Source organism: Deinococcus frigens DSM 12807 (assembly GCF_000701425.1).
Classification (GTDB): Bacteria; Deinococcota; Deinococci; order Deinococcales; family Deinococcaceae; genus Deinococcus; species Deinococcus frigens.
The window spans coordinates 1-1,831 of record NZ_JNIW01000136.1 but is presented as its reverse complement, the minus strand read 5'-3'; the positions used below and the strand labels follow the sequence as shown (position 1 = coordinate 1,831).

Here is a 1,831-nt window from a genome sequence, read left to right as displayed (position 1 = left end):
CCCTGGTGCTGCTGTCCTGCCTGTTTTTCCTGGGCAAGCTGATCTACGTGCTGTACCTCCCCGTGCCCGGCCTGTTGGTCCAGGCCGAGATGACTGAGTCGTTCTTCTGGATTCCAGCGATCTATGTCCTCTCCCTGTTCATTCCCAGTTTGAACGCAGCGCGTAACATCACCTTTATCTTCTTCGCGGCCATGACGCTGTGCAGCGTCGGGTACGCCGCGCTGAACGGCTGGACCGCGCAGACCGGCGGGGTGCTGTTCGCGCTGACCGAGATGCTGCTGGCCAACCTGACCTTGCTGACCCTGACCCAGGCGTTCATCGGCTACAAGGATCGGCTCTCGGGCATCCAGGCGCAGGCGCAGACGCTGGAGCGCCTGGTCGACACGGACCTGCTAACCGGCCTGCCCAGCCGCCTGCGCCTGGAGCGTGAGCTGGACGAGGCCGTGGGACGCCACGAGGCTTTCACGCTGCTGTTTATCGATGTGGACGGCTTCAAGATGGTCAACGATACGCTGGGCCACAGCGCGGGTGACGAGGTCTTGCGGGAATTTGCCGCGCGGCTGCGGGCCGCCCTGAAGACGCGGGATCTGGCGGCCCGCATCGGTGGGGACGAATTCGTGGTGGTGGTCAAGGGCACCTCCCCCACCTGGGCCACGGTCCTGGCCCAGCAGTTGCTGGCGGGCCTGGCCGTACCCTTTACCGTGCGTGGCCAGCAGGTCCAGCTTAGCGCCAGCATCGGGGTCAGCGCCTATCCGGATGACGGACAGGACACGGAGACCCTGCTGCGACACGCCGACGCCGCGATGTACCAGATCAAGAGGGCCGGGCGCAACGGGGTGCGCCGCTTTGACGCGGCGCTCGACGCCCAGCTAGAGCGCACGGTGCTGCTGACCCGCGAATTCCAGTCGGCGCTGGCCCGCGAACAGCTCACGCTGGTCTACCAGCCGATCTACCACCTGGAGACCGGAGAGATGAGCAAGATCGAGGCCCTGCTGCGCTGGAACCACCCGGAATTCGGCGAGGTCTCGCCCGGCGTTTTCGTTCCCATCGCCGAAACCAGCGGTCAGATCATGTCGGTGGGCCGCTGGGTCCTCGAGCGGGCGTGCATGCAGGCCCGCCGCTGGCGTGAGGCCCACGGCTGGGCTGGCACGGTCACGGTCAACGTCTCGCCGGTACAGTTCGCGCAGCCGGGCTTTGTCGACGAGGTCAAACAGGCGCTGCTGCTTAGCGGTCTGCCCGCCTATAAACTGGAGCTGGAACTGACCGAGGGCGCGGTGATGCAAAGCCCGGCTCTGGTGCAGGCCGCGCTGCGGGGCTTGCAGCGGCTGGGCGTCGAGATCACCATCGACGATTTCGGCACCGGATACTCCTCGCTGGCCTACCTGCGCGATCTGCCCATCGGGTGTATCAAGATCGACCGCTCGTTTATCGAGGACCTCGCCGCGCCTCGCCGCGCCCCGCAATACGCCGTGGCGCTGATCACGGCCATCGTGGGCATCGCGCGTACCCTCGATCTCCGGGTGGTGGCCGAGGGCGTCGAGACGGTGGCGCAGATGGAGGCGGTCCGCAGTTTTGGCTGCGATTTCGGCCAGGGCTACTATTTTGCCCGGCCCCTGGACGCCGAGCACCTGACCGAACTGCTTGACCGGGGGCTGCCTGGAGCGCAGACCGACTGGCAAAAGCGCTTGAATTGAAGCCGCACTGCGGGACGCGCGAGGTGTGCGCTGCTGATCTGAGTACCTGATACTGACTCCGATTAATTCCTTGACAAGGGCCACCAATGGAAGAGGGTCTGCTGGGAGATGAGATCTGGCTGGGTTTCCAACCAGGC

1 protein-coding gene is annotated in these 1,831 nt (G+C 65.4%); it reads left to right on the top strand.

The features are described 5' to 3' along the window. Positions 1-1,694: putative bifunctional diguanylate cyclase/phosphodiesterase (locus Q322_RS0119975; RefSeq protein WP_156953199.1), on the top strand; the 1,694-nt coding region annotated here is incomplete at its 5' end. Positions 1,695-1,831: the final 137 nt, after the last annotated feature.